Source organism: Nostoc sp. NMS8 (assembly GCF_017115045.1).
In the GTDB taxonomy this organism is placed as follows: domain Bacteria; phylum Cyanobacteriota; class Cyanobacteriia; order Cyanobacteriales; family Nostocaceae; genus Nostoc.
In genome coordinates, this window is the sequence record NZ_JABXKK010000039.1 from 35,531 (window position 1) to 58,529 (window position 22,999).

General features: G+C 40.4%; 21 protein-coding genes and 1 pseudogene. 14 read left to right on the forward strand and 8 right to left on the reverse strand.

The window, feature by feature from the left end:
• Positions 1-94: 94 nt before the first annotated feature.
• From HWQ39_RS05980 to HWQ39_RS05990, 3 genes are all read right to left on the reverse strand, one after another.
• On the reverse strand, positions 95-799 hold the full coding sequence (locus HWQ39_RS05980) for an actin-binding WH2 domain-containing protein (protein WP_292842592.1): 705 nt from the start codon (positions 797-799) through the stop codon (positions 95-97).
• Between the two features lie 30 nt (positions 800-829).
• The gene (locus tag HWQ39_RS05985) at positions 830-2,371 is read right to left on the reverse strand and encodes an FAD-binding oxidoreductase (protein ID WP_292842594.1); all 1,542 of its coding nucleotides are present in this window, start codon (positions 2,369-2,371) and stop codon (positions 830-832) included.
• 258 nt (positions 2,372-2,629) lie between these two features.
• Entirely contained in the window at positions 2,630-4,642 is a 2,013-nt protein-coding gene (locus tag HWQ39_RS05990) for a pentapeptide repeat-containing protein (protein WP_292842596.1), read from the reverse strand.
• A 72-nt stretch (positions 4,643-4,714) separates the two neighbouring features.
• On the opposite strand from HWQ39_RS05990, the gene HWQ39_RS05995 reads away from it, so the two are divergent.
• The 6 genes from HWQ39_RS05995 to HWQ39_RS06020 all read left to right on the forward strand — a co-directional run bounded on the left by HWQ39_RS05995 (position 4,715) and on the right by HWQ39_RS06020 (position 11,675).
• The gene (locus HWQ39_RS05995) at positions 4,715-5,011 is read left to right on the forward strand and encodes a hypothetical protein (RefSeq protein WP_292842598.1); all 297 of its coding nucleotides are present in this window, start codon (positions 4,715-4,717) and stop codon (positions 5,009-5,011) included.
• Between the two features lie 424 nt (positions 5,012-5,435).
• Entirely contained in the window at positions 5,436-5,621 is a 186-nt protein-coding gene (locus HWQ39_RS06000) for a hypothetical protein (protein ID WP_292842600.1), read from the forward strand.
• Positions 5,622-5,990: 369 nt separating this feature from the next.
• On the forward strand, positions 5,991-7,868 hold the full coding sequence (locus tag HWQ39_RS06005; protein WP_292842602.1) for an NAD(P)H-quinone oxidoreductase subunit F: 1,878 nt from the start codon (positions 5,991-5,993) through the stop codon (positions 7,866-7,868).
• A 51-nt stretch (positions 7,869-7,919) separates the two neighbouring features.
• A complete protein-coding gene (locus tag HWQ39_RS06010; RefSeq protein WP_292842604.1) occupies positions 7,920-8,633 on the forward strand; it encodes a carbonic anhydrase in 714 nt (237 codons plus the stop codon).
• Positions 8,634-8,735: 102 nt separating this feature from the next.
• Positions 8,736-10,232, forward strand: a complete 1,497-nt coding sequence (locus HWQ39_RS06015; protein WP_292842606.1) for an NADH-quinone oxidoreductase subunit M — start codon at positions 8,736-8,738, stop codon at positions 10,230-10,232.
• Positions 10,233-10,367: 135 nt separating this feature from the next.
• Positions 10,368-11,675: a CO2 hydration protein gene (locus HWQ39_RS06020; protein WP_292842608.1), complete on the forward strand. Its 1,308-nt coding sequence runs from the start codon at positions 10,368-10,370 to the stop codon at positions 11,673-11,675.
• Between the two features lie 146 nt (positions 11,676-11,821).
• Here HWQ39_RS06020 and HWQ39_RS06025 read toward each other — a convergent pair.
• The 3 genes and pseudogenes from HWQ39_RS06025 to HWQ39_RS06035 form a co-directional block, all read right to left on the reverse strand.
• Positions 11,822-12,671 (reverse strand): annotated as a pseudogene (locus tag HWQ39_RS06025) (DEAD/DEAH box helicase); the annotation flags it as partial.
• Positions 12,655-12,795, reverse strand: a complete 141-nt coding sequence (locus tag HWQ39_RS06030; RefSeq protein ID WP_292842610.1) for a hypothetical protein — start codon at positions 12,793-12,795, stop codon at positions 12,655-12,657. The gene HWQ39_RS06030 and the pseudogene HWQ39_RS06025, both read right to left, overlap by 17 nt.
• Before the next feature lie 6 nt (positions 12,796-12,801).
• Positions 12,802-13,374, reverse strand: a complete 573-nt coding sequence (locus HWQ39_RS06035; protein ID WP_292842612.1) for a hypothetical protein — start codon at positions 13,372-13,374, stop codon at positions 12,802-12,804.
• 216 nt (positions 13,375-13,590) lie between these two features.
• Here HWQ39_RS06035 and HWQ39_RS06040 point away from each other — a divergent pair, with 216 nt between their 5' ends.
• Complete coding sequence (locus tag HWQ39_RS06040; protein WP_292842614.1) at positions 13,591-13,767, forward strand: hypothetical protein; 177 nt, start codon at positions 13,591-13,593, stop codon at positions 13,765-13,767.
• Between the two features lie 33 nt (positions 13,768-13,800).
• On the opposite strand, the gene HWQ39_RS06045 is transcribed toward HWQ39_RS06040, so the two are convergent.
• On the reverse strand, positions 13,801-14,712 hold the full coding sequence (locus tag HWQ39_RS06045) for a polysaccharide deacetylase family protein (RefSeq protein ID WP_292842616.1): 912 nt from the start codon (positions 14,710-14,712) through the stop codon (positions 13,801-13,803).
• A 403-nt stretch (positions 14,713-15,115) separates the two neighbouring features.
• Between HWQ39_RS06045 and HWQ39_RS06050 the strand changes: the two genes are divergently transcribed.
• Positions 15,116-16,174 (forward strand): serine hydrolase, encoded by a 1,059-nt coding sequence (locus HWQ39_RS06050; RefSeq protein ID WP_292842618.1) that lies wholly within the window; start codon positions 15,116-15,118, stop codon positions 16,172-16,174.
• Between the two features lie 7 nt (positions 16,175-16,181).
• Here the strand turns inward: HWQ39_RS06050 and HWQ39_RS06055 are convergent, their stop codons facing one another.
• The gene (locus HWQ39_RS06055; protein WP_292842645.1) at positions 16,182-17,327 is read right to left on the reverse strand and encodes a SpoIID/LytB domain-containing protein; all 1,146 of its coding nucleotides are present in this window, start codon (positions 17,325-17,327) and stop codon (positions 16,182-16,184) included.
• Between the two features lie 541 nt (positions 17,328-17,868).
• Between HWQ39_RS06055 and HWQ39_RS06060 the strand changes: the two genes are divergently transcribed.
• The 6 genes from HWQ39_RS06060 to HWQ39_RS06085 all read left to right on the forward strand — a co-directional run bounded on the left by HWQ39_RS06060 (position 17,869) and on the right by HWQ39_RS06085 (position 22,854).
• Complete coding sequence (locus HWQ39_RS06060; RefSeq protein WP_292842620.1) at positions 17,869-20,637, forward strand: TIGR02921 family PEP-CTERM protein; 2,769 nt, start codon at positions 17,869-17,871, stop codon at positions 20,635-20,637.
• A gap of 77 nt (positions 20,638-20,714) precedes the next feature.
• Complete coding sequence (locus tag HWQ39_RS06065) at positions 20,715-20,939, forward strand: hypothetical protein (protein WP_292842622.1); 225 nt, start codon at positions 20,715-20,717, stop codon at positions 20,937-20,939.
• A gap of 300 nt (positions 20,940-21,239) precedes the next feature.
• Positions 21,240-21,653: a XisH family protein gene (locus HWQ39_RS06070; protein WP_292842624.1), complete on the forward strand. Its 414-nt coding sequence runs from the start codon at positions 21,240-21,242 to the stop codon at positions 21,651-21,653.
• Positions 21,641-21,982: a XisI protein gene (locus HWQ39_RS06075; RefSeq protein WP_292842626.1), complete on the forward strand. Its 342-nt coding sequence runs from the start codon at positions 21,641-21,643 to the stop codon at positions 21,980-21,982. Before HWQ39_RS06070 ends, HWQ39_RS06075 begins: the two co-directional genes overlap by 13 nt.
• A gap of 229 nt (positions 21,983-22,211) precedes the next feature.
• Complete coding sequence (locus HWQ39_RS06080) at positions 22,212-22,439, forward strand: hypothetical protein (protein ID WP_292803629.1); 228 nt, start codon at positions 22,212-22,214, stop codon at positions 22,437-22,439.
• 16 nt (positions 22,440-22,455) lie between these two features.
• Positions 22,456-22,854, forward strand: a complete 399-nt coding sequence (locus tag HWQ39_RS06085; protein ID WP_292842628.1) for a PIN domain-containing protein — start codon at positions 22,456-22,458, stop codon at positions 22,852-22,854.
• Positions 22,855-22,999: the final 145 nt, after the last annotated feature.

The following is a 22,999-nucleotide window of genomic DNA, read 5'->3' on the forward strand; positions in this document are numbered from 1 at the left end:
TGTCTGGCTGAATACAAGTCAATTGCATTCCAAACTTTTCCTTGTTCTGCACATTTTGATACGTTTTATATTTTATGGAATTACTAATGACTAATTAGCGGAATCCAAAGAGATAGCTAAGAGATTTAATGACGCTTAAATAAAAATTACCTTCTCTTTCGCGGAATAGTTCAAAGATAGAACCAGGTGTGCCAAAAAACGGTCTGAGAGTCCATCCTAACTGACTGCCTACGAAAGCATAAAGAAATAGCCAAAATTGTAAAATCTTCTGGCGGGTTTTACTACCTTCATCATCTTGTTCTAAAACTAAACTTGTGGCTTGATATAAAGACGAAATACCAATAAATCCAGTGATTGCAAAGATAAAGACATTTAACAAAATCAAAAATTGGTAATTGTTGGTGGTGATTAAGAAAAATAGTGTGATTGGTGCAAAGCTAAATAAAAGTACGCTTGTGACTGAAACCGCAGTTAAGACTAATGCTAAATGCTGTCCAAAAGTCCGTTTGGAACCAAAAATAATGTTAGCAAAATATAACGTCGGGATACAAATCAACAGTGTGATTAAATAGAGGGCTGGGAGTTTAATTGCAGAAGATATAGCCTGCATCCAGCTATGGTATGCACCAATGATTCCGCCATAAGCAGCGATAAATAAAGAACTGCAAACTAATAGTGAAATGATTTTATTTGGTAATCTTATCCCTTGACGAACTTCCTCTAGAAATCCTTGACGATCGCGCAGGAATCCAATCAGCACTGCAAAGTATTTGATTCCTGAAGATTTCCGTTCCATCATGTTATCCTCACACAGGTAAAATTCTAAGTTTCATCTTCCTTGATCACCGCCAGAACCATACTTCCAAGCATCAATCAAACGATGCCAATAATATTGTTGTTCTTTTGGTTGATTCTTAATCCATGTTTCTAGCATTGGACTTAACCAAAACAAGGCAGTGTACACACCTAAATTACTGTAATGTAACATCCAATCTAACAAACTTGTCAAACCTACTTGTGGAATTATCTTGGCAACTATTCCAGGATGATATAAACCTGTTTTTAACAGTGTTTGCGTTAGTGCCGAAAACTGCACTATATCTTGTAAAAATGGTTTTAGCACTGGTGTACCCAACTGTTGCATTTCCTGAAATACTGCTGAGAGTAGTTGGTTAATTTGATCTGGAGCAATTTTCTGATTTACACCAACACTCATCGCCTTTTGAAACAACCAGGTGACAGTCAAACTTGGCTGATAGGGTTGTAGCTGTACTAAGGCTTGTGCAGATAATTGTTCTGTTTCCAGCGCTTCGGAAATGCCATAAGTTAAACGCTTCAGGTGACGCACCATTGCCCCAAAACCACCAAAACTCAAGGGAGATTGATTACCACTGCTATCTCCGGCTGGTAGAATGCGATTCCAAGGAGTTTTTAAGGGACTTTGGCGATAGGTGGGAAAGAAACCAAATAGCGCCCGTTGAAATTTCAGTTTGCTCAACTCCACTCCCTGATATTCTGGTAAAAAACGCAGATATTCCTCAAATAGAGCTTCTAAACTCAAACGTTGAGGTTCTGCATCCATATAGGTAAAGAGGTAAGTGGTTCTGCCATCCCTAGCTGGAAAGGCTTCCCAGAAGTACTGACATTGATTTTGCAAAGATGTGAATGATAATAACAAATCGCCTGAGTTATTTTCTGGAAAACCTTGAGCGCAACTTCCCACAACCAAGCACAGCGCATCTGGTTTTTTGCCTTGGCGTGCTTGTTGAGTGATGGGTGAAAAATGTCCCATCGCGTCGATTAATAACCGAGTTTTGAATTGGTTATTTACCATCACCCCATCTGGATGAACCACGGCTTCGGTAAAAGGTGTGTTTTCTAACAACTTTCCACCGACGGCGAGAAATCGAGTTTTCAAGGTAGCGAGTAGATAAACTGGATCTACGCCGATATTTAAGACATCCTCTACCCAAACTTCTGTACCGCCAGCAAAACTAACTCGCGCTGGGTTATATTGAGTGGCGATCGCACTCTCTAATTCTTCCTCAGTCAGCAAGTTCAATTCCACAAATACATCTAATTCTTTGCGAGAAATATTCCACTCTTGTTCCCTCCCCCGCAAAATTCCCCGTTCCAGCAATGCTACCTGCAATCCCTTCACCGCTAAGGCGCAACCAATTAAAATGCCTAAAGTGCCACCGCAGATAATTACATCGAAGTCTACAGCGTCTAAAGTTTGTTGACTTTCTTTAACTAAGGTTGGTATAGGTGCGGTGTTTTCTCTCAGGGATGTGAGGATGCGATCGCTTTGGCGCAATCCTCCTAAAACATCGCCGGGTAATTGGGAAAGAATTTCTTCAGTTAAAGACATTTTGGAAAAATTCAACTCTACATTCCAAAACTACCTGAGAATGAAGAAAGTAGATGCGATCGTGGCCGAGTAAATCGCAATTGGAACAGGACTTACGCAAGAGAGATCCCCCCTAACCCCCCTTTTTAAGGGGGGAACCGAAATCAAAGTCCCCCTTTTTAAGGGGGATTTAGGGGGATCTAAAACGTTTTGCTACCGACCAAAGAACTTTTAAAACATCCTTTTAAGGATTTTTTATTTAAAAGACCTCACGTTAAATTATCCCAAACCGAATAGTTTTGCGATCGCAGGCAATAATTTATTAGTCGCCTCCACCAGAGAAGCAACAGCAGGTAAGCCTGTAAATATCCCTTTCAACATGGTGATTGCAGTTTTTGCCGTCTTTTGCTTGGTCGGTTCTTGAGGATTTTTGCCCACTTCTGCTAAAGTGTTCACCTGTTCTAGCGCTTCGGTTTTGTCTTCTTCTGACAAATATGTGGATTGTACGATCGCATCTTGCAATTGCGACAATAATTCTTTGATTCCTGGTTTCTCGGCATCGGTTGCATCAGGTAACTGATTGAGGGCAATACTCACATTTCCGCTAATGGTTCCTAGATTAGCAATAGAATTATTGCCAGCGATACCGCTAACATTACTGCTGCCTTCAATATTGATGCCACTGATATCAGACATATTTGTATCTCCTTGAGTATAAAATTTCGGCTGCTTGAGAGCAGTTTCTACCATATTTTCTAAACTAATAATGCGTTTATCTTTTTCTACCAGCAATAATTGCTGACTCTGCGATAAAGCTTTGAGTTGATTATAGTCATCAAAATATTCTGCACTCAGTTGAGATTTATCGCTACCTGCGGCGGTTTTGGCTCTGAGCAAGATTTTATCATCGCCGCGTTTCTCCATTGCCACGATTTCTAACTCGGCTTCGGGATGGTTTTCGACAAGGTTTTTGAAAGCTATGGCAACGGCGCGAGGGTCAACGCCTTGATTGTGGTAAAGGTCGAGGGTGTCAAAAATTGGCTGGATAAATTCGGCAAAATCCTTGTCTGCAAATACCTCTTGTTTATTATCAGGTTTGCGGAGGGGATCGGGGTCTTCTTTGGTGGGTAAGCGCATAAAGACATATTCACACCTTACCCCATGCAATTTAGTTGTATTTGTAATGCCCCAATCTTCAATGTACGCGCCGGTGAGTGTTGCACCTGTTAAATCTGTGCCGTCTAGTTGCGTTTGCTTTAGCTTTGCTCTTGACAAATCCGCATCTTGCAAGTTGGCTTCACTGAGATCAGCGCCTATAAAGCTGGCATCTGCTAAATTTGCTTTTTGTAAGTTGATACCTCGCAGATTTTCACGGTAAAAATTCTTATCCTGTCCCTGTCCTGTAACCAGGAGTTGACGTATTTGTGAATTTTGCAGATAAGTTGAGCCAGGACGAACACGGTCAAGCATTTTGGCTTGATGCCAACGGCTACAGATAAGAATAGTGTTTCGCAAATCTGTACTTTTGAGTGTGGCTTGGGTGAAATCAGCATTGGTTAAATTAGCGCCACGAAAACTTGTACCTCCTGTAGCTGCAAAAGCGATTGCAATATTACGAATCAAGGAGTGTTTTTCGTCTCCTTTCATGGCTCGCCAGCTGATGTAGATACTAAATAACGTTCCGGCTACGGCTACAGCTCCGGCTCCGGCTCCCGCGAAGGCTCCGGCTAAGGCTACGGTGAAGGCGAAGGCGAAGGCTAAGGCTCCGGCTACGGCAAAGGCTCCGGCTAAGGCTACGGTGAAGGCGAAGGCTAGGGCGAAGGCTAGGGCTAAGGCTCCGGCTACGAGGAAGCCTCCGGCTCCAGCTACGGCTCCGGCTAAGACGAAAGCGAAGGCGAAAGCGAAGGCGAAGGTGAAAGCTAAGGCTCCAGCTACTGCTGCTATTCCTTGGCGAATTGTGACGAAGAAAAAGGCAATTAATACGATTAGGGCAAGCCAGCCGCTAATCTGATTCTCTAAGCCGGAAGTATTAAATATTAGTGACACAAGATAACCATTCAAAGCCCATAAAAACCCTGATATTCCCGACAACAGCCACGAGACAAGGACTAAGAAAATTGCCCAACGGCGTTGCAGTCCAGCTTTGGCATGACTGAAGTTTGCCCCTGTTAAATTAGCATTAGTGAAATTTGCCCCTCGGATGTCGGCATAGCTAAAGTTTGCACCGGCAAGGTCTTGTCTACCTTTGAAATTGCGTCCTCGGAGATTTTGACCGGAGAAGTCTAAAGCCATGTTCCACTTTACGGAGGTGAGCAAATTTTACTACACGCTCACCCCTGTAAATTCAAGAATGGTTAGATATATTTGTTAGTTGAGCTTCAAAGGTGCAACTTCGAGGCTCAGAAGGTCAACTTTGAGGCTCAAAGGCTCAACGTCGAGGCTCAAAGGCTCAACGTCGAGGTTCAGAGGCTCAACGTCGAGGCTCAAAGGCTCAACGTCGAGGTTCAGAGGCTCAACGTCGAGGCTCAAAGGCTCAACGTCGAGGTTCAGAGGCTCAACGTCGAGGTTCAGAGGCTCAATGTCGAGGCTCAAAGGCTCAATGTCGAGGCTCAAAGGCTCAATGTCGAGGCTAAAAGGCTCATTTTTACACGTTTTTATTAAAAGCGACTTAAATGATTTACCGCTGTTTGATGCGTGACAAGTTCAAGATTTTTGCGGTTTGTCAAGAGTTAAAACTAGGTAACTAGCTGAAAGCTCATACCTACACAATACGGTTTGGTTAACATGTTTGTCTCTCGAAGATCCCCCCAACCCCCCTTAAAAAGGGGGGCTTTTTTTGATATTTACCCCCTTTTTAAGGGGGTCGCCGCAGGCGGGGGGATCTTATCCGAACCGTATTGCATACCCAGATGGGTGAAGAAAGCATCTGCGGTTTTGCAATTTAATTCTTACTCAAAATTCTATAACGGTTTACAGGTGCGATTTCTGCTATTTTAGCGATCGCATCGTCAAGTGTGTCATGTGTTTCTCAAGTATTAATGTAGAGATAGGCACAGCGCAATAACTTGCATTACAGGAAATATTGATGGAACGTTCAAAAATAATTGCTATTCTTACAGGTGCGATTTCGGTGATTTTAGCGATCGCTTACCTCATCGTAGTCCAACTCTTAGACTACCGAGATATGAAACCCGCCCCCATTAGCCAAGTTGACTCACCACCTGCCATTATTATCTCTCAATGGCAGGTTGACAAAATCACCCAAATATAAATTATCTTTAGTTGATTTGTAGAGACGCGATTGATTGCGTCTCTTGTCATTTATATCAATTGATAAAACTAATGATAACTATTGATTTATCCCTCATTTGATGTATAGATAAGAATAAATACCTATTATTACTTGCTAAAATAGTTGATTATATAAGAAATAATTAGAGTTATTATCCTAAATTTATTTAATTAGCTAATTCCATTTTGACAGATATAACGGTAAGCTGTTTCTAACAAAATTAAATAAACATAAATTTGTATGTTCTGCGTAGGCGTTGCCCGTCGTGGATCATCGCGGGGTTAACTGGGATCAACGCCAGTTGACTCAAAACCCATAATTTTTGATGACAAATTTAGAGGTAAATTAATGGCTCAGTTTCTACTAGAGACTGTTTGGCTAGTTCCGTGCTATGCCTTAATAGGTGGCTTGTTAGCCGTGCCTTGGTCGCCAGGGATCATTCGGAAAACAGGGCCAAGACCGGCGGGTTACGTAAATTTGGTAATGACATTTTTGGCGTTTGTACATAGTGCGATCGCTTTACAAGCAACTTGGAATCACCCAGCCCAAGAAGTATTTATTCCTTGGTTATCTACTGCTGGTTTAGACCTGACAATTGCTTTGGAAATATCCTCAGTGAGTGTCGGCGCTTTAGTTGTGATTACAGGCTTGAATTTGCTGGCGCAGATTTATGCCATCGGCTACATGGAAATGGATTGGGGTTGGGGACGCTTCTATTCTTTATTAGGATTATTTGAAGCGGGATTATGTGCCCTTGCTTTGTGTAATAACTTGTTTTTCAGCTATGTAATTTTGGAAGTCCTCACGCTAGGAACCTATCTACTAGTCGGCTTATGGTTTAGCCAGCCGTTGGTAGTTTCAGGTGCAAGAGACGCTTTCTTAACCAAGCGGGTGGGAGACTTATTCTTGCTAATGGGCGTGTTGGCATTGTGGCCTCTCGCCGGAACTTGGAGTTATCCAGAACTAGCCCAGTGGGCGGCTACAGCTAACGTCAACCCGACAACAATGGCACTGGTAGGTTTAGCCTTAATTGCCGGGCCGATGGGTAAGTGTGCCCAGTTTCCCCTGCATCTGTGGTTAGATGAAGCGATGGAAGGCCCGGTTCCCAGTACCATTTTGCGGAATTCGGTAGTAGTCGCTAGTGGTGCATGGGTGCTGATTAAATTGCAACCTGTGTTAACCATTTCGCCCATAGTTTCCTCAGCGATGGTGGGAATTGGAGTCGTGACAGCGTTGGGTGCTTCATTAATTGCGATCGCTCAAATCGATCTCAAACGCTGCCAATCCTATTCTGTCAGTGCATACATGGGTTTAGTATTCATCGCTGTGGGAGTCCAACAATACGAAGCTGCACTATTGTTAGTACTCACCCATGCCATATCCGCAGCCCTGTTGGTGATGAGTACCGGAGGAATTATCTGGAATAGTATCACCCAAGATGTTACCCAATTAGGCGGATTGTGGACACGTCGCCCAATTTCTGCGATCGCTTTTATCGTCGGCACATTGGGATTAATTGGTTTCCCACCACTGGGTAGCTTTTGGGCACTGATGAAACTAGCAGATAGTTTGTGGGAAACGCAACCTTGGTTAGTGGGAGTAGTGATTGTGGTAAATGCTTTAACAGCCGTGAGTTTAACCAGAGAATTCGGCTTAATTTTTGGTGGTAAAGCCACACAAATGAGTCAGCGATCGCCTGAAGCCCACTGGCCGATGATTTTGCCAATGATGATTTTACTTGGTGTCAGTCTACATCTTCCTTTAGTGTTGCAAAGCTTATCACTTTTACCCGATTGGGCAAGTCTCAATAAAGATGTCGCACTGCTGTTAATTTGGTCGAGTATTTTCGGTTGCAGCATCACCGGCGTGATTTACTTAGGCAATATTCCTAAACCGATTCGCCTCCCTTGGCAAGGATTACAAGATTTATTTGCATACGACTTTTACACCCCCAAACTCTATAAAATGACCATCATTTTTGGAGTTGCCAAAATTTCCCAACTTGCCGATATGATTGACCGATTTGTAGTCGATGGCATCGTTAATTTCGTTGGTTTATTTTCGCTTTTAGGTGGCGAAGGTCTTAAATATAGCACCTCTGGGCAAACCCAGTTTTATGCACTCACTGTTCTTCTAGGAGTGAGTCTTTTGGGAATGTGGGTAACTTGGCCATATTGGGGAATACAGTTTTTAAATTTGGTTTTTCAAATCTCGACAATTGGATAGCAGTAACTATCCTACAAAAAGTTAACAGTTTAATATTGTGAGGAGAATTTAATGAGCATACAACATCCCCAAATCAATCTTTCCAGAAGAGGTTTATTGAAGTTTGGTGCAGGTGCGATCGGTACAGGTGTATTGACAGCCGGACTTGGTTCAAACTTGCTTGCAGTAGAAAAAAAACCAGTACAAGAAGATATTACGCCCGATAAAGCACTGCAAGAGCTATTAGATGGAAATGAAAGATTTGCTAAAAGAAAACGTCGTAATCCCGACCAAACATATTCACGTTTAGTCGAAGTTGCCAAAGGTCAAAAACCCTTCGCTTCTATTTTAGGTTGTGCAGATTCACGAGTTCCTTCAGAGATTGTTTTTGACCAAGGACTTGGAGATTTATTTGTCTGCCGGATAGCTGGTAATATTGCCACGACACAGCAAATTGGTAGCTTAGAATTTGGTAGCTTAGTATTAGGTTCCAAAGTTATCATGGTCGTGGGGCATGAAAGATGCGGTGCAGTAGAGGCCGCAATTAAAGGTGCTGAAGTCCCAGGGCAAATTGGAAGTTTGCTTGAAGCTATTAAACCAAGTGTAGAAAGCTCAAAAAATAAATCAGGAGATAAGTTAGCAAATGCTTGTAAAGCAAATGTTTTAGCGCAAGTTGAAAAATTGAAATCATCGACAGTTTTATCTGAGTTAATCAAGGCTGAGAAGCTGAAAATAGTCGGTGGCTATTACGATTTAGATACTGGAGAAATCAGTTTAGTAAGTTAGATTTTTTGTCCTTTGTCATTAGTCATTGGTCATTGGCTAAGAGTAAGTCATACAGGACAAAAGACAAAGGACAAATAACCAAGAACAAAGGACAAAATTACCATGTTAAGTGTCTTGATTTGGCTGCCGATATTCGCTGCTCTTTTCATAGCAATATTACCGATAAGTATCCCTAAATATCGCATTCGTTTAATAGCATTAATCTTTTCAGGCATAGTTCTCTTTTGGAACCTGTTTATCCTGCTAAAATTTGATATCAGCAATCCAGGAATGCAATTTAAAGAGTATTTACCCTGGAATGAAACTCTTGGCTTGAGCTATCAAATAGGTGTTGATGGACTTTCAATCTTGATGTTGGTCTTAAATAGCCTCCTCACCTGGATTGCTATTTACAGCAGTAGTAAAGAAACTGAACGCCCCCGGCTGTTCTACTCCATGATTTTATTAGTTAGTGGTGGAGTTGCAGGTGCTTTCCTTGCTGAAAATCTGCTGCTATTCTTCCTATTCTACGAACTAGAATTAATCCCCTTTTATTTACTAATTTCCATTTGGGGAGGAACAAAACGGGGTTATGCTGGGATGAAATTCCTGATTTATACTGCTGTATCGGGAGCATTAATTCTGGCGACATTCTTAGGTATGGTGTGGCTGAGTGGTTCTACCAATTTTGCTTTTGATGCAGTCTCTATAGAAAATCTTTCAACAGCGAAGCAAATTCTTTTACTAGCGGGAATAGTATTAGGTTTTGGGATTAAAATTCCTTTAATTCCCTTCCATACTTGGCTACCCGATGCTTATGTTGAGGCTTCAGCACCAATTGCCATTCTTCTCGGTGGCGTGTTAGCAAAACTGGGAACTTATGGATTGCTGCGATTTGGATTGGGTATGTTTCCCCATGCTTGGAGTATTATTGCACCGACTCTCGCAATTTGGGGAGCAATCAGCGCTATTTATGGGGCAGTAGTTGCGATCGCTCAAAAAGACATCAAGCGCATGGTAGCATACAGTTCCGTCGGTCACATGGGCTATATCTTGCTAGCTGGTGCTGCTAGTACTCCCTTAGCACTCGTCGGTGCAGTCGCCCAAATGTTCAGCCACGGTATCATCTTGGCAATTCTCTTCCACTTGGTGGGAGTCGTAGAAGCCAAAGTCGGTACCCGCGAGTTAGATAAACTCAATGGTTTAATGAGTCCCATACGCGGTTTACCTCTAATTAGCGCCTTACTAGTTTTAAGTGGGATGGCTAGCGCAGGTATTCCCGGTTTAACAGGATTTATCGCGGAATTTATCGTCTTTCAAGGTAGTTTCTCTGCCTTCCCCATCCCGACAATTTTGTGTATAGTGGCTAGTGGATTAACCGCAGTTTATTTTCTCATCCTCCTCAACCGCACCTGTTTTGGCAGACTCGATAACATCGCCTACTATCCCAAAGTTCTTTGGTCTGAGAAAATCCCAGCTTTAATTTTGGCAGCCTTCATCATCTTTTTGGGAGTACAACCAACTTGGTTAGTGCGTTGGAGTGAATCCACAACTACAACAATGGTGGCTGCAATTCCCCCCTTAGAAAAAACCGTAATCTCTGAAGTAGCGTTGAAATAGAAAATACATCAAAACACTTGTAGAGACGGCGATTTATCGCGTCTCAAAATCTATCCCCCCACACGCAATAAATTACCTCTCAAAATCTATACTCCCAGACGCGATAAATCGCGTCTCTACAAATTTACGATTACCATGACAGCAATTAAAACAGCAATTAAATTACCTCCTTCTACTCACGAATTTGCCGAAGTAATTCACCGTTTAGAAGCAGGCGGTGCAATGTTACCCGATACCCCAGAAAATTTAATGCAAATCATCGGTTTGTACAAAGCTTATGCTGTACCGATGGATTTTTACTGGCGTGACCTACTTTACATTGCCGAACGCGAATTTTTAAACCCGTTACCATTCTTTAAATACTTCTTACCCAAAGAGTATTTAGAACTGCATAATCATTACGCTGGTGATGATGCCGATTTACGAATTTGGCGCGGTGAAGCTACTGCACATCCCGAACTTTTGGCATTTATTGAGAAGGGTGAAACTTTCAAAATGCCAAAGTTGTTGCATCACTTGTTCCACGATCGCATTAACATGGAATTTGCAGAAGCTTGTATGCGGGCGATGTTGTGGCACAGAGGGATGGGTGGGCAATTTGACCCTTACCTAGATTCAGACGAATACAAAGCCAACGCTGACCGAGCAATTAAAGCTTACTTCCAAGGGAACCCCGTCATGCTGGGACTTTACAAGCTGTTCCCCGATCTGTTTTTGGAACAGTGCCGCCAGATGTCATACTACGCTAATCTGGGCTTATTCTGGGAAATCATGGCCCCAGTATTCTTTGAAATGTCAGACCGCTATGACGAAGGTACTATTACCAGCGTTCCAGAGGCGATGAGCTTCATAGTTAATGGTATATTTGCGATCGCAGGTCGTCCGATTTACCATCACGTTTATATTCGTGGCGAATGCTACGAAATTGTCCCTAAATCCAAGGGTTTCATGTGGCTATATGAAGCGGCATTACCTTATGTAGAAGCTGTTTTTTACCGCACCGCACCCTTCCGGGGGACAAAATCCTATAATGCTCAAGCGCGTCAAGTACCAGAAGACCAGAAAGACTTTCACTATGGCATTCTTTACGCTGATGTATTTCCAGTGGGTACTGCTGGCATTCCCCCGACATTATTAATGCAAGATATGTTGCATTTTTTGCCACCTTATCTTGTTGATTACTACAGCCAACATTGCCGGGGTGAAGAAGATATGTTGATTCAGTTGGGAGTTAGCTTTCAACGGTCGATGTACTGTGTCACTTCTGCGGTAATTCAAGCCTTGCGAACGGCACTTTTATATCCATTAGATGATCAAAACCCCAAACATTTGCAAGCCAATCGAGATTTTTTTGAAATGCAGCTAAATCGCTTTACTCGACCTGAGTATAACATTCGTGATGCTGCTCGTTTAGGGAGTATTCAAAGTCAAGATTATAGATAACCGTTTCCCGACAAGCGTGAGGTACACCCGTAGGGACACAGCAATGCCCATACGTCTCAATACTGCTCGGATAAGCAGGGGAGGCAAAACTCTCCCCCTGTCCCCCTGCTCCCTGCTCCCTGCCCCTTTTCCTCTTCTTTGACAGCTTAACCTTCACTAATCAGCTGTAACAAGGCTTCCGTTGATATCTTGCCACTCATCTCAGTACCTTCCAACAGGCTGTCTGCCAAATCTCGCTTGTGGTGATGCAATTCCACAATTTTTTCTTCAATAGTATCCTTTGCTACCAATCTATAAATGGTAACAGGGCGTTGTTGCCCAATCCGATGAGCGCGGTCTGAGACTGCGGGATTCCACCAAGGGTCTGTATGGATGACATAATCAGCCGCAGTTAGATTAAGTCCTGTCCCCCCTGCTTTGAGACTAATGAGAAATACATCCCCTGAACCAGCTTGGAACGCATCGACCCGTTTTTTGCGCTCTGCCACGGAAGTGCTGCCATCTAGATATTGATAATTAATACCTTGCTGCTCCAGATAATCGCGGATGATGTGCAAATGGTCAACAAACTGACTAAACCTAACGCTTTATGACGATTTTCTAGCAGTTCACCCAGCACCTCACCAAAAAGTTGCAACTTGGAACTGGGTAATTCCGTGCCAGGCATCACTAAACTAGGATTACAGCAAGCGCGACGCAGTTTCATAATCTCAGCCAAAACTTGCAAATGTTTCTTTCCTGCTTCTGCATCACTTTCGGTGAGTTTAGATATGGCTTGACGACGCAACGCTTCATAGAATGCCTTTTCCTCTCGACTTAACTCTACATGAAGGAGAATTTCGGTACGAGATGGCAACTCTTCCAGTACTTGATTTTTGTTCGCCGCAACAGAAATGGTTGAATAAGTTTTTTGAGTTTATTACGTGCAAGTTTATCTTGATATTTTTCAATGGGGGTAGCAAAGCGTTGATTGAAGTTTTCAAAAGAACCCATGAGCCGCTTCTAGTTGTGAGCGATAAGCAAACCATTCAGCTTTTTGTCCAAGTTGAAGATACGCAGCTTTTACTTTTTTGAGCCAATTAACCGCAGCGTCATAACGGTCAGCTTTTCCTTGTTCCATTATTGGTTATGCCCGTCTGCGAGCGTTATCAATTACCCAATCAGGACGATGGGAAACTACTACATCCATGACTCGATGAACCAGTTTTGAATCATAGTAAGTATCTCTTTCTACTGTTTTAATTGCATCATCAATTAATCCTTCATGGAGGAAAATATCAACTTGAGCTTCTTGTATTCCCCAATCTGGCTGATCTCGTAGTGTTTGCAGTAAATCTTGTTTGAGCGTCAACCAAGTTTCTCCTGCATAGTCTTGAATCTTACCATAGTCTCGAAACGATGGTCTGATTTTAAAAGCAATGATGCTGGCAGTTAACGCAGTGGCATTATCTTCTAATCTTTGGGCTAAATCACTTGTCCAAGTAGCAAATTCATATAAACAGTTACCTGTTAAATTTATACCTGCAATACATATTTCTAACGCTTCAACTAAATACCCATCTTCCCGCAATATTTTTGCTAGGCCAAAACCCTCTTCTGCTCTTTCCATGAGGATTTTAGCCGCAGACATGGCCTCTTCTACTCTTCCCAAAGCTGCTAATTGCTTCAGAAATTCCTGGAATCGACATATTACCAGCACCCAAGTCTTTTATTTTCAGCTTACGCTTAAACTGCGTTTATTTTCTTTTGGGTCTGTATCCTAGTGATGAATCGTCGTCTCTACAAAAGACTGATTATTGTAAGCATTATTTCACTTCATTTAACTTCCTATCATATCATGTCCGGTTAAACACTTGTCATTGCGAACGAAGTGAAGCAATCGCAGAGGCTTTGTGATTGCTTCACTTCGTTCGCAATGACATATCGTAAGCGATTACCTGGACATGATATCAGATGGAGTCGCCACAGGGGACAACTCAGAGTGCAGCACAGTGCTACCTCCGGTGGTGACTCACTAACTAATATCTTTACTTCCTCTACCGCAACGGATAAAGTCACAGTCTCGCCCACAATATTAGACAATATTGGATAATTTATTTATTGGAGTTTTCTAAGCAGGGTTACTTTACTTTTTATTTTCGATCAATTTTTGGTTTTTATCTTGAATTTCTAAGAGTTCAGGGATAGTAACAAAGCGATATCCCTGATTGCGAAAGTTGTTAATAATTTCTGGTAAAGCTTGTACAGTTCTAGAACGATTACCACCACCATCATGCATTAACACAATTCCACCAGATTTTGCCTCTCTGAATATATTACTGATTAATCTGGGAACCGGAGGACGGGAATAGTCTACAGAGTCAGATGACCACATAATAATAGCGTATTTACTATTTCTAGCATAGTCAACTACCCCATTATGCATGACTCCTCCAGGTGGTCGAAATAAATTTGTTTTTAAGCCTGTAATTTTAAAAATGAGATCGGAAGTGTGGTCAATTTCATAAGCAGCGGCTTGTGGATTCAAGAATTGATACCAATGATGCCAAGTGTGGTTGCCAATAACATGACCTTCAGCAATTTCCTGCTTGAGTAAGTTGGGATAATTTTTTACATTCTCTCCAACTACAAAAAACGTCCCTTTAATCTGATTTTTTTTCAGGATATCTAATACTTCTGCTGTACTTTCAGGCCAAGGGCCATCATCGAAGGTGAGAGCAATGACTTTCTCAGATGGAGAGAGTTTTGCTGAGTCAATTATTGCACCTTGAAAACTTGATGGAATAGAATCAGAAAACCCCTTTACTTGTGCTTCCCCTTGCCAACTTTTGAGCATCGCTGTCTTTAATTCCTCAACTCGCTGTTGAGTTCCGACATTTGCCGCTACGTTATTTACATTTATAGTCTGTTTTGAATCAAACTGAAACAGATTGATTTTCCTAAAGATGATTAAACCCAGACTAAAGCCACCACATAATAAGATAAGCAGCCCAACTAATTTACCTGGAGTCCAAAGACTCTCTTTATTATTGATCACGTCAACTTCCTGCAATAGTCAAACAATCAGTCACCCTATTGATAGTAAGTTTAGACTAGCGATCTACTTACTTTCAGAGAAAGTATAACTATCTATTGAGAGATTGCCAAGAGTGCGATCGCTTATCCGCGCCATTTAATTGTTCACAGTTGATGCTTGGAAGTGCAATCAGATAAATCAAACATACTTTCGTCATAATTTTGTAATATCTTTATCAAGAAAGTATGTAATAATCTTGAGTTTAAATTTCAGATTATTTGTCGATTATTTAGATAACAAGATAATCAATTAAAATCTTGACATTGTAAATAAATATAACTACAATCTTGTCAAATTAAAGGTACACTACATAAATTGTCCAAAAAACTGTCTAATTAAATTAAGCTATCACGGAAATAAATCAATGAGATTACGCTGGTTTTTACTACCTATTTTTAGTATTTTGTTACTAACATCGCCCAGTTTGGCAGCAAGATTAAAATTTCAAAAAATTGACTCAACTCAGAATTATCTAGAGTCAACAAGAGATTGGAAGTATTTATTGGCTAATTTTGAAAGTACCGGAACTGTGCAAAAAAAGTTGATTCCTCAACTCAATAAACCGGAAATTTTCAGTAAGACAAACGATACTTCTTTATTTGGTGGAATTATTCCATTAGGAAAAGAAATACCAGAGCTAAAGTCTCAAGTTAAAGCATTAATGGCTCGTTACAGTTTTCTCAAGCCGGGAATGTTTTTTTTAGATATAGAAACAGGTAATTATTTGAATATTGATGGTGAAAAGATATTTCCGGCAGCTAGCACTATTAAGTATCCAATTTTAATTGCTTTATTTGAACAAGTAGATGCTGGGAACATCAAACTTGATGAAAAGCTAGTGATGCGACGTGACTTAGTAGCGAGTGGTTCCGGAGATTTACAGTATAAACGAGCAGGAATCAAACTGAGTGTAATAGAAACTGTTAACAAAATGATTACGATTAGTGATAATACTGCTAGTAACATGATTATCGATCGTCTAGGCGGAAAAGCAAAACTTAATCAGCGTTTCCACAGTTGGGGACTAAAAAACACAGTGATTCGCAATATGTTAGGAGACTTTAAAGGCACTAATACCACTAGTCCGGCAGATTTAGTCCGGTTGTCAGCCTTGGTTGACCAACATAAGTTGATTTCAGAGGGTAGTCAAGGACAAGTTTTAGATATCTTGCGTCATTGTCATAATAATAAGTTACTGGCGGCTGGTGTGGGTAAAGGTGGAACTATTGCTCATAAAACTGGAGATATTGGATTTTTGGTTGGGGATGCAGGAATTATTAGTTTGCCAAATGGTAAGCATTACTTGGCAGGTATTTTTGTGATTAGACCCCATGATGATGAGCGAGGAAGAGAGTTTGTACGCCAAGTTTCTCATCTAGTTTATCAGTATTTAGATCAACCAAAATTATCTCAGAAGTATTAATTTCATGTTATTTAGCATTAATGGTACTTAAAGCTACGCCCTGATAATAATGCCCTAAAATTTGCAGATAGTTTACTCCTCTTTTAGCTAAATTGTATGCGCCCCATTGACTCATACCTAAAGCATGACCATATCCAAGTCCTTGAAGTACAAAACTACCATCTGCGGATTTGGTAAGAATAAAGTGGGTACTTTTAATCTTTAGGGCTGTACGTACTTTTTCGCCAATCAGTACAATGGTAGCTTTGTCACCAACGATTTTTAAGGCTTTAACACTACCAAAAGGTGAGTATGTTTGTACAATCATCTCTTTAACATTGCCGACATCAGAAATTCTGGCGCTAATTTCTCTAGGGGAGAAAGTTTTCACCCATTTGCACTCGCTAACATTTTGATCGTAATCTTCAACGGCACGCAAGTAAGGCTCGTGGCTTCCCCAAACGTCTTCGACATTTTCAGTATGTCCTCCAGAACAATCATGAAAAACTGAGAGAATAACGCTGTCTTTATAAGTTAGTACTTGTTTATCAGTTGCATCGACGGCGGCATAAGTACTAGGAGTTTCATTGATTACTCCTTTATAATTCTGCCAATGATCTGGACTATCGCCTAAATCGTAAACAGGATTATTGCGTTGTTTTTCTCGCTCATAGAGAGCAAAAGTCCGGGCGGCAACTGCTTGTGCTTTCAAAGCTTCAGCAGGCCACTCAGTATCCATTTCGCCACCAACAACACTGTAGAGATATTCTTCATCATCAACCCAGTTAACGGCGGTTAGTCCTTTGTCTGTTGGGACAACGAGAGTTCTGCCTCGATACCAGCGTTCGCCAATGTAAACGAATCCCTTGCCTGTGGGTTCAATCCAAAATAGACCAGACTGCCATTTATCTAAAGCTACACCGCCTGGAACTGCTTGGGCATAAAATGAACTCATTGCTGGTAATTTTCCGAGAGTATGACCAGTACCATCTTTAACCAACGCAGTTGTAGAACTGCCAACTGTTACCTGATTAACTCCTCTCTCAATTGCGATTCGCAAGATTACAGATGCAATGCTAGGGGTAGCTAAAGTCATCCATAATAAGACACTGATCCACCAATGCCCTGCTTTCATCTGTGCGAACAAGGCGTTTAGTAAAAATTGACATTTCATATCTAGCATTTTATCCACAGTGTTCAATTTCCAGAAAATGCGATCGCTAATACTGTGTGCGTATAGGGTTTCTCCCACAAAGCTGACATACGCGATCGCGGACTTACCTTTATATAGGAAGGCGATCGCACAAAGGTACTGTGCAGAGTGCAATTATGTCAAATATCGCCAGTGCTTTAAATTACAAAGCGTGATCGCACGGACTCCAACCAGAAATAACAAAACCTTATATCCTGTGAATAGACTGCTGAGGCTGCTATTAAAGTGTGATGTTAAAAGTGGCATAAATAAGTTGACTTTTGATTTGCAATTCCTTTTGTGCTGTACTATAGCAATCCTAAATGAGTTGTGAAAATCGAGAGACTTAGATCCCCGACTTCTCAAAGAAGTCGGGGATCTTATTGTTCAGTGTTAAACTTGTATCAAGATTTAATTATCTAAGAAAATTGTTAGAAAAACTAGTGTTGAGGGAAAAATTAAAAGAAGGAACTATGCTTTAAGTATTGATTAGTTCGCTACTAATTCTTAGAGGAGTAAAACTGTGAATTCTTTTTGGAATACGAGTTTCTACGGAATATTTTGGCTCTGGAACTTGGCATTTTTAATGTTAGTTTATATAGGAATATTACCTTATGTAGGTGTGCCATTGTTTCAAGCAACCTTAACAGGTGATATCCCAACTGAATTTTCCTTGACTCTAGTTACCTTAATTGCCATTCCCACATTTTCTAGTATTATCGGTGGCTGGAAATTTCTTAAACAACCCTTGAAAGTAGTTCGCCTATTTTATGGTATAGAAGCACCGCTATTTGTATTGTGTTTGTTGCGGTTATTTGTGATTCGAGAACTGACACCAGCCAGTAGCCAAATTCTGATCATAACTGGCGTATGTATAGCTGCTTTTGCTGGAGAATTATTTTGGGGTTATGCTGACCGACGCAAAAGTGGTTTGCAATGGTTACAAATGTTAGCCCATACATTAATGCTGGTATTTGGCATTTATGCAGGCGCAATTTTATTATTTTATGCCTTGCCTTTAGCAGTATTTCTGTTGCAAGAATTTATCAAATTTGCATGGTTAAAACCATTATGGTCTTTACTATATCACTCAGCTTTTCTCGGAGGGGTATTCGTGATTCTCATTTGGCTGGCTCTTATTGGTTTTAGTGCCACCTTGTTTATTGCTATGCCATCGATGCTAACAGCAATGTATGTAAATTCGGGAGCAAAAATTTTAAAAGCTTTTGCTTCAGAGCATGGTAAGAATAAAACATTTGCTGGTGCAAGTGCAGTTGTTGTGGCGTTTGCAGTTACTTTTGTATCTTTACAACAACAACCCCAAGTATTAGCTTTTTCACTCTTAGCTAATGCACCTAAAAATGATGGCGAACGCCAAACACTTGTAGCCAAGTCAGAACAAATCCGTACAGGATTAGTTAATGCTTATTTATCTTCTTACCGCTACCTTAGCAGCAAGCAAGAAAATAATCACATTAGTGCTATGTATCATCATGTATTAGGCTTAGATAAATCGGCTACTGATGGATTGCAAGCAACTTATAACTTTCTCATGTCGCCATTTTTATATAATGGTTCTGACAAAGATCCCGCCAAGGCAGAAAAACTTTACGCCAATTTTTTTGATACACCTCTACAAAAAGCAGAAAAAACAGCAGTTAGCCACGCAGTACAATCTACTTTTAATGAAGAAGAAGTTAAAGCAGGTTTATTGAATATTAATGAAAAAAAAGTTTTAATGATATCACAACAAGTCACAGTTAAAGAACATGGTGATTGGGCTGATGTGGAATTGCACGAAGTTTATAAAAACCAAACACAAGAAGTTCAGGAAATTTTTTACTCCTTTTCTTTGCCAGAAAGCGCTGTAATTACTGGCTTATGGTTGGGAGATACTAATAAATTAGACCAACGTTTCCCTTTTGTTGTCTCTCCTCGCGGTGCTGCCCAGAAAGTTTATAATTCTCAAGTTAGACGTTCACGGCCTATAGATCCAGCTTTGTTGGAACAAGTAGGCCCGAGACATTATCGCTTACGGGCTTTTCCTATTCCTCCTAACAATGTACAACAAAGACAAAGGCAAGTAGCACTGCCCACAGAAATGCACTTATGGTTAACTTACAAAGTACTAGGACAAGACTTGGGTTGGGAAATGCCCGATTTAGGTGAAAGACGTAATATATTCTGGACTAATCAAACCAAGCGTATCCGCAACGGCAAAGAAATCGGTTTGAAAGACGATACTTGGTTAGAAAAATACATCCCTGCGAGTGAAAAAATTCAGCCTGTATTGCATGAAGTAAATTTAGAAGAAGGCTACAAAATATTAGCTAAACCCTTATCTCATCAAGATTACACTTTACCCAAAAACCAGCGAGTTGCTGTAGTTATCGATACTTCTCGTAGTATGGGGAAACATATTAAAGAATTAGTGCAAACATTATCATGGTTGAAAAAATACGGCTTTGCAGATAATGATTTAACAAACAATTATGCAGATTTATATCTCAGTGTTTCTCCAGAAGCTACACCCAAACGGTTAGATGATCTCCAGCAATTCCAACCGGAAAAAGCTACCTTTTACGGCACAATTCAACCCCAAGAAATGCTGACACAATTTAATAATTTGCGTGGAGATACAGCTTATGATGTCGTTTTGCTGTTGAGTGATGAAGGTAGTTATGAATTATCAAAGAACAATAAAACCGTTACCGATTCGCCTGCACCTTTGTGGATGGTACATTTAGGTGGATTACCTGGGGCTTATAACGATAGCATTATTAAATCATTGCAAGATAGCGGTGGTGGAGTTGGTGTTGATATTTCTGAGGTGCTACAACGAATTGCCACTAAATCAATTTTGAGTAATTCTATTGTGAGTGTTGTTAATGGTTATGCTTGGTATCTGCAAACATTAGACACAGCAATTGTAACTAACAACCAACAAGATGATTTATTGCCATTAGCAGCCAGACAATTAATTTTAGGGTTGAGTAAAAAAATTAAGTTAGACAACCTCAAAGGTTTGGATGCGATTCATGCCGTAGCCAAAAAGTACAAGATTGTCAGCCCTTATTCTTCGATGTTGGTATTAGTTAACGATGAGCAAAGACAGTTACTCAAAGCAGCAGAAGCTCAAGGCGATCGCTTTGATCGGAAAGTTGAGAATGGAAAGGAAAATCTTTCTAAACCCAGTAATCCCTTGAAAGTTAGCGTCCCTGAAGCATCAGGGGGATGGCTTTTAGGTGTGAGTGCGATCGCCCTATTCATCCTTGTGAAGCGTCGGCGTTAATTAGACATCTGGTAAAAATGACGTAGGGGCAATTCATGTAGGTATAAATTTCATACGACTGGGTGATAGCAAAGACGTTGGCGAGTCCACAAGCGTCTGAATATCATGTTGAAGTACCCAAATATCGTTTTGAAGTACCCAAATATCGTTTTGAAGTACCCAAATATCGTTTTAAAGTACCCAAATATCGTTTTGAAGTACCTAAATATCGTTTTGAAGTACCTAAATATCGTTTTGAAGTACCCAAATATCGTTTTGAAGTACCTAAATATCGTGTTGAAGTACCTGCGTTGCTTTTATGAAAAGTAAAATCAAATTGACGCTGATTAAAATTATTCACACGTTGATATGGGTATTCTTCAACTTTGTGATTTTCTATATGCTTTATGCCGCGTAGGCGTAGCCCGTCGTAGACATCGCAATTTTGTAATTGGCACGATAGCAAATGCCATACAGCATAGGTTTTTCGTGCATGGCGGTAAGCGTAGCCATGCTGTCAGACTTATCGCGCTGACGGTTTTGAGTCCGTCAAATTTTAGCTAAAATGTTCTAGTGCCGTCATTTATTAGCGATCGTTCAAGTTCCTCAACGCAATCTATAATATGGCAAAAGATTTGTATCACGAGCAAGTTAAACGCGCTCTTAAAAAAGACGGATGGCAAATAACTCACGATCCATACGAATTGCGTATAGGTGGAGTTGAAATGTATATAGACATTGGGGCGGAACAGATTATTGGTGCCCAAAGGGAAAATGATAAAATTGCGGTTGAGGTAAAAAGTTTTATTAGTCCCTCAAGGATTTCTGATTTTCATTTAGCGCATGGACAGTTTTTAGATTATCGGTATGCTTTAGAAGATAAAGATCCAGAGCGGATTTTATATTTAGCAGTACCTCGTTTTGTTTATCAAACCTTTTTTAACTTAGCTTTTATTAATAGTGTGGTACAACGCAGTCAAATTAAGCTTTTAGTTTATGACTTAGAAAAGGAGACGATTGAGCAATGGATAAAGTAGCTCTATACAGGCAATATATTCAACAAATAATCCAAGCAAAAGCCGATCGCTCGATGAAATCGGCAAAAGATGTTGAGGCTCAACCTATTTTTGATACGGAGCGAGATCACTATCAATTAGTATATGTGGGTTGGAAGCAAAACGATATCAGGGATTATGGATGTTTGCTACATTTGGATATTAAAAATGGCAAGATTTGGATTCAATATGATGGTACGGAAGATGGAATTGCCTATGATTTATTAAAATTAGGTGTACCACATGAAGATATAGTTTTGGGTTTTCAACCTCCTAGGGTGCGCTCTGATACTGAGTTTGCTGTAGGTTAGGTTTAAATATTGATTGATGAATTGCGATCGCTAGTTCAATTTTTATCAAATTAAAGGCGGATATGATTTCAATCTATGCGATGGTCGCTTTGCAAACCGGCGAAGCCATCGCGCCATTCACAACTAATTTTATAGCATACAAAAGGTTTTGAGTCTGCCAAATTTTAGCTAAAATGTTCTAGTACCGTGATTTATTAGCGATCGCTCATGTTACTCAACGCAACCCATTATGTTACAAACAATTCAAGGAATATACAGAAACGGCAAAATCGAATTAGCTGAAGTCCCACAAAACATTACTGAAAGCCAAGTTTTTGTAACTTTTTTAACTTCTAAATCAGTCAGTTTAGATAGTCAACTTATGTCTTTTGGTATGTTTTCAGGTTCTCAGCAATCCACTGAGTCTGATTTCAAAGATGCTGAGTTTCATGGCGATGCTGACGAAGCTCTGAGTTAGACATGAATTTATCAACATGAAATATATACTTGATACCCATGCTCTAATCTGGTTTTTAGAAGGTAATTCTCGTTTAAGCCCTATTGTAAAAGCTATTCTTTCCGATGCAACCAGTGAATTAATTTTGCCTGCGATCGCCTTGGCGGAGTCGGTATGGATCGTTAGTCGTGGTAAAACTTCGATTCCTTCTGTTGATGCCTTGTTAAAGGTTGTTAAGAATGATAAACGAGTTTTTATACATCCACTGGATTATGATGTCATTGAAAAAAGTGTAGAACTAACCTCTATCAATGAAATGCACGATCGCCAAATTGTATCAACAGCTTTAGTTGTAGAGAGTCAAGGAAATCAAGTAGCTTTATTAACTTGCGATCAAAATATTTGTGCTGCAAAGTTGGTAAAAATTATTTGGTAATTATTTGGCTTTGCGATCGCTAGTACAACACGACGTAAATAAACCACCTATTTAAAATACTCAAAAAGCTTACAAAATAAGCATTCTTTCTTTTTACTTTTGCCTTTTTACTTTTGCCTTCTTGTACTAGTTCCATTTTCATCAA

Excerpts from the sequence above, each read along its gene's own strand:
- HWQ39_RS05980 (WP_292842592.1), bottom strand. The coding sequence starts at position 799 with ATGATGGAACGGAAATCTTCAGGAATCAAATACTTTGCAGTGCTGATT.
- HWQ39_RS05985 (WP_292842594.1), bottom strand. The coding sequence starts at position 2,371 with ATGTCTTTAACTGAAGAAATTCTTTCCCAATTACCCGGCGATGTTTTA.
- HWQ39_RS05990 (WP_292842596.1), bottom strand. The coding sequence starts at position 4,642 with ATGGCTTTAGACTTCTCCGGTCAAAATCTCCGAGGACGCAATTTCAAA.
- HWQ39_RS06000 (WP_292842600.1), top strand. The coding sequence starts at position 5,436 with ATGGAACGTTCAAAAATAATTGCTATTCTTACAGGTGCGATTTCGGTG.
- HWQ39_RS06005 (WP_292842602.1), top strand. The coding sequence starts at position 5,991 with ATGGCTCAGTTTCTACTAGAGACTGTTTGGCTAGTTCCGTGCTATGCC.
- HWQ39_RS06010 (WP_292842604.1), top strand. The coding sequence starts at position 7,920 with ATGAGCATACAACATCCCCAAATCAATCTTTCCAGAAGAGGTTTATTG.
- HWQ39_RS06015 (WP_292842606.1), top strand. The coding sequence starts at position 8,736 with ATGTTAAGTGTCTTGATTTGGCTGCCGATATTCGCTGCTCTTTTCATA.
- HWQ39_RS06020 (WP_292842608.1), top strand. The coding sequence starts at position 10,368 with ATGACAGCAATTAAAACAGCAATTAAATTACCTCCTTCTACTCACGAA.
- HWQ39_RS06030 (WP_292842610.1), bottom strand. The coding sequence starts at position 12,795 with ATGGAACAAGGAAAAGCTGACCGTTATGACGCTGCGGTTAATTGGCTC.
- HWQ39_RS06040 (WP_292842614.1), top strand. The coding sequence starts at position 13,591 with ATGACATATCGTAAGCGATTACCTGGACATGATATCAGATGGAGTCGC.
- HWQ39_RS06050 (WP_292842618.1), top strand. The coding sequence starts at position 15,116 with ATGAGATTACGCTGGTTTTTACTACCTATTTTTAGTATTTTGTTACTA.
- HWQ39_RS06055 (WP_292842645.1), bottom strand. The coding sequence starts at position 17,327 with ATGAAATGTCAATTTTTACTAAACGCCTTGTTCGCACAGATGAAAGCA.
- HWQ39_RS06070 (WP_292842624.1), top strand. The coding sequence starts at position 21,240 with ATGGCAAAAGATTTGTATCACGAGCAAGTTAAACGCGCTCTTAAAAAA.
- HWQ39_RS06075 (WP_292842626.1), top strand. The coding sequence starts at position 21,641 with ATGGATAAAGTAGCTCTATACAGGCAATATATTCAACAAATAATCCAA.
- HWQ39_RS06080 (WP_292803629.1), top strand. The coding sequence starts at position 22,212 with ATGTTACAAACAATTCAAGGAATATACAGAAACGGCAAAATCGAATTA.
- HWQ39_RS06085 (WP_292842628.1), top strand. The coding sequence starts at position 22,456 with ATGAAATATATACTTGATACCCATGCTCTAATCTGGTTTTTAGAAGGT.